At 53.4% G+C, this 4,010-nt stretch carries 5 protein-coding genes; 2 read left to right on the forward strand and 3 right to left on the reverse strand.

The annotated features are described in order from the left end of the window. The first annotated feature begins 55 nt into the window (after nucleotides 1-55). Nucleotides 56-247, forward strand: a complete 192-nt coding sequence (locus tag NW826_RS06255; protein WP_414369201.1) for a hypothetical protein — start codon at nucleotides 56-58, stop codon at nucleotides 245-247. Between the two features lie 59 nt (nucleotides 248-306). Here NW826_RS06255 and NW826_RS06260 read toward each other — a convergent pair whose 3' ends face one another. Then, nucleotides 307-909: a TVP38/TMEM64 family protein gene (locus NW826_RS06260; protein WP_414364060.1), complete on the reverse strand. Its 603-nt coding sequence runs from the start codon at nucleotides 907-909 to the stop codon at nucleotides 307-309. Nucleotides 910-1,322: 413 nt separating this feature from the next. Between NW826_RS06260 and NW826_RS06265 the strand changes: the two genes are divergently transcribed. Then, entirely contained in the window at nucleotides 1,323-1,997 is a 675-nt protein-coding gene (locus NW826_RS06265; protein WP_414509703.1) for a Fe2+-dependent dioxygenase, read from the forward strand. Here NW826_RS06265 and NW826_RS06270 read toward each other — a convergent pair. Both NW826_RS06270 and NW826_RS06275 read right to left on the reverse strand, forming a co-directional pair. Continuing rightward, nucleotides 1,994-3,361, reverse strand: a complete 1,368-nt coding sequence (locus NW826_RS06270) for a di-heme oxidoredictase family protein (RefSeq protein ID WP_414509704.1) — start codon at nucleotides 3,359-3,361, stop codon at nucleotides 1,994-1,996. The genes NW826_RS06265 and NW826_RS06270 overlap by 4 nt on opposite strands. A 42-nt stretch (nucleotides 3,362-3,403) precedes the next feature. Next, the coding region (locus tag NW826_RS06275) for an imelysin family protein (protein ID WP_414509705.1) at nucleotides 3,404-4,010 on the reverse strand (607 nt) is incomplete at its 5' end.

Consider the following 4,010-nt stretch of genomic DNA (forward strand, 5'->3'; position numbering starts at 1 on the left):
GTTGGTTTGCTAAGTGTTGCTACTGTACCCCTTGATTACTTAACAGGCTGTATCTATGTCTAAGCTGGACTTAAAAAATGTACCTGGACACCAAGTACTGGCTGCGGCAGGTAAAAAGGCACTTCGACCGGGGGGCTTTGGCGCCACCGAACGGCTCTTCAAGTTTGCCGAGTTCCGTCGAGGAGAAACAGTGCTAGAGCTTGCCTCAGGCCTTGGCTACACGGCTATTCAATTGGCAAAGCGCTGAGGAAGGGAGTTAGAGGCCACTGCTGACCTTGCTTTTGTCCTGACCTTATTAAAGGCAAATTAAGAACGCCGCCTTTTACTCAGCCAGCCGGTTAACATTGCTAAAGCAAACATTCCCAGCAGAGCAAAGCCCAGCAGCCACCTTCCCTGCTCTAGGATCCCTGCCCCCAGAGCTACTACTGGGGGTGTAGAGACGGCAATGCCCAAAGCTAGCGCGAGAAGAAAGTTCTGCCATTTCATTTGGGTTAGGCCGGCAGCGTAGGCGACAAAGTCGAATAGGCCCGTCATTAAAAACCCGGCCGTAAGGAAAATATTGTTTTCCAGATAGTTGGCTGAAAGGGCATCGACTTTATACATCCATTGTCGCCCAACCATTCGCTGTACTAGGCCTCTACCAAACTTTCTGGCCAGGTAAAAGTTAAGTGTACAAGAGGTAAAATCGGCAATTGCAATGTAAAGGATTCCTGCCCCAAATCCAAAGAGTGCTCCTGCCAGGATGGAGTAAACAGTGCTAGGTATGGCAGGAATAATAATACTCAAGGAGCGTAATCCGATCAGAGCAAGGGGTGCCCATGGGCCTAGTTTTGCTATAAATTCTCGAGTTGTGTCTGGATCTAAGCGACGGGCCAGCAAGATAGCAGCTACCAGGACAACAAGCAACAACAGCAGTGAGAGGATATCCTTCCTTTTCCTAGAATTGGTTCTGCTGCTGGAGGGTAGCTTTTCTGAGGAGGTAGGAGACGATCCTGCTGACTCGCCAAAGGCAGTGCCGGGGGGATAGTAGAGCTCATTCCTCAAAATCCAGCCTGTTTTTTGCTGTAAGTAGGCATGCGTGCTCAGTCCCAGGTGCCTTGCTTCTTCGGCCACAGTTTTATAGTCTAGGCCCAGTAGCTTGCAAAGCTCTCTTTGTCGAATACCTGAAGGTGGCTGCATAGGGCAAAGGAACACCAAGGGTTTCTACTTTCTCTGCCAGATACTTGAGGTTTTCAAGGAGCGCTTGAAACAGGCATGATTTCCATAGGCTTTGTTTTGCTAGTGTAGAAGGTGTTGCATGTTTTGATCTTTAGAGGTTGACAATGATCTTGTGTATTAGCGATGTTCTCAGTTTAGCAGAATTGCAACAAACCTTGGCCATTATATCCGATGCTGAATTTGCAGATGGCGCCCTGACGGCTGGCTGGAATGCCAGGCTTGTCAAAAATAATAGGCAGATTCCTAAGGGATCCCTCCAGCACCAGAAGATTCAGGAGATTGTCTTTGCAGCTCTAGAGCGCAATTTGCTGTTTCAGATGGCTGCTCGGCCCAAGCTCATTCATTCTATTTTGATTAGCCGCTACGAAGAGGGCATGTCTTACGGCACTCATACCGACGATGCGCTTATGGTTGATCAGCGTCAGCTTATGCGTACAGATATTTCCTTTACCCTATTTCTGAGTGCCCCCGAAGACTATGACGGTGGTGCGCTAAAAATTGAGAGTAGCGAAGGAGAACGAGCCTACAAGCTGCCGGCGGGCGCCTTGATTCTCTATCCTGCTTCGACCTTGCACCAAGTTGAGCCTGTAACCCGCGGGATCCGCTATGCTGTCGTCAGTTGGGTTCAAAGCCTAATTAGGGATCCGCAAGAACGCGAGATCCTCTTTGATTTAGAGACTGTGCGGCTGCAGATGTTTCAGGAATCGGGCAAGACACGCCACTTTGATTTGGTCTCCAAAGTTTACGCGAACCTGCTGCGGAAATGGGCGGAGCTCTAGAGGGATCGAAGAAAATAGAGCAGGGCTTCTCTGTCTTCAGCAGCCATATTTTTAAAGATCTCGCGGGAGCGTTCAGCTTCTCCCCCATGCCAGAGAATGGCCTCCTCGAGGCTGAGAGCGCGGCCATCGTGCAAATAGCCGGAGTAGGGCAGAACTGTCTGCGACAAGCCGATGCCCCACAAAGGGGGGGTGCGCCATTCTCGGCCCGTAGCCTCAAAGTCAGGGCGGCCATCTGCCAGTCCTTCGCCCATGTCATGCAACAGCAAATCGGTGTAGGGGTGGATGACTTGGTTGGCCAGGGCAGCGATCTCGTGAATGCCGGTGTGCAGCTCTGGTCGGTGACACTTGGCGCATTGGGCTTGGACGAAGAGCTTTTCACCTCGCTGAACTTGGGGATCCTGCCAAAGGACGCGGCCAGGCACAGCCAGGGTTTGCACGTAAACGGTTGTCGCTTGGAGAGTGTCCTCGTCGATATCTTGGCTGCCATCGGCGGCCGGAAAAAGAGGATTCGTGACACCCATGTCGTTGGCGTAGGCGGCCGCAGTTTGTTGCCTGAGGTTGGGGGTATTGGCTTTCCAACCAAACCGTCCCAGCACCAGACGCTGCTGCTCTTGATCCCAAACAGAGTTGGGGCGGCCAGAGATGCCATCCCCATCAGTGTCGTCGGGATCGGCTGCTTCTAGGATTGCAGACTCGGGAACTGCTTCCAGTAGGCCCGCTCCAAACACCGGCTGGGGGATCCGCAGGGAGATGAGGACAGGCTTAATCGGCGATCCCTCCAGAGTCAACAGCTTCACAACAGGAGAACGAAGCCTGTAGGCGGTTCCGTCGGCGTACTGTCCGGTCTGCTCTACCCAGTGCAACTCCACCTTGGCCTCTGGCCGATAGCCTCGAACGGCCTTTTCTTGAATCTGCGTGCCGATGCCGGGCACAGGGGGAGTGTTGCCAGCCATGGCCTCCCATCCAAAAGGCCGGGGATCCCCACTTCTATCCAGGGATCCAACCTGGCTCACCCTAACCACCCGCTGTCCTTTCTCGGGTAGACCGCGGCCGTTTTTGACATGACAACCGGCGCAGGAGTTGTTGTTGAACAGAGGTCCAAGGCCGGGGTTAACAGGCGCTGGAGCCGCTACAAAGTTGGCCTCAAAGGCAATGTCCCCCAGGGCATGCAGCCTGGCCCAGCGGGGATCCAAATTGGGGGCCGGCTGCTCGTAGGCTGTTGAGGTGCGGTTCCAAAGGGTTGTTTCGCCACCCGCTTGCGGGGGCAATGGCTGGGATCCATCTAGGCCGGCGGAAAAAGCCAGAAAGCTCGCTGCCCAAAGAGAGGCCAATCCCAGCATGAACATCTGGAGAAGACGACGCATAGGCCATCAAAATAGCGGCAACTCAACTCTTTTCGGACTTTCTTACTGCTGCAGAAGCGGCACAACTTCCCGAGCAAAGTTATCGAAAGCGTCTTCAATTTTTTCCATAGCGGCGGTAATAGATCCACGGGCATTGGCATCGCAAAGGCTTTTTTCGATAGGGTCAGGGATCCCCTGGAGAGCCGCCGCTGCTGCTTGTAACTCCGACTGAATTTGACTATCCAAATTGGGGTTGATGTCCCGGACAAATTGGCTGAGGCCGCGACCTTTTCTATCCCTAAATCCACCCAAGTAAGCATATTGGACGCTGCGCAGGTTGGCCTGAAACTCCGGCAGCGAATGGTGGGCAAAGCGGCTTTCCAAGAGAAAGGGATTTTGCCGGGCGAAGGCTTCGCCAATTTTGACCTTGCCCAGCTCGTCCAACATGCTGAGAATACCTTGGGCTATTTCTTCAGCAGCAGCTTGCAACGTCAGGTAGCTCTTGCTGCCCTCCCCGGCTTTCACCCATTCTTCGCGAAAAGCAGGCAGCCCTTGCACGCCCTCTGTCCAGCTCTTGAGTAGCTTTTCCGCCGTATCCGCCAAAACCGGGCCAAGGGCAGCCAAGTACTCCCGATCCCGCTCGGTAAAGTCTTGCAAGGACTTGTTGTTA

The sequence above is a fragment of the Synechococcus sp. OH20 genome (assembly GCF_047502685.1).
Taxonomy (GTDB): domain Bacteria; phylum Cyanobacteriota; class Cyanobacteriia; order Thermostichales; family Thermostichaceae; genus Thermostichus.